Annotated in this window: 1 protein-coding gene; it reads right to left on the bottom strand. The window is 70.2% G+C overall.

What is annotated here, in order from left to right; all coding sequences use genetic code 11:
- Positions 1-255: hypothetical protein (locus tag IB242_RS20910; RefSeq protein WP_192283779.1), on the bottom strand; the 255-nt coding region annotated here is incomplete at both ends.

Genomic DNA, 255 nt, shown 5'->3' on the forward strand with positions numbered 1-255 from the left:
CCCATGCCGCCTTCTCCGATCTGGCGGATCACACGGTATCGGCCGGGGCTGGCGGCGCTGATCTGCTCGCCTGCGGTCAGGGTGGGTGTCGTGTCGTCCGGAATCGTCGGCTGCCAGCCGGTCAGCAGGTGCTCGCTGGTCAGGGTTTCGGCCGCGTGGATCAGCCAGCGCGCCTCCTCGCGCAGGGCGGTGTCGTCGCCGCAACGATGTGCGAGAAAGGCCTCGCGCGCGTCGACGGACAGGGTCAGGGCTTCG

It is taken from the genome of Xanthomonas sp. XNM01 (assembly GCF_014851915.1).
In the GTDB taxonomy this organism is placed as follows: Bacteria; Pseudomonadota; Gammaproteobacteria; order Xanthomonadales; family Xanthomonadaceae; genus Pseudoxanthomonas.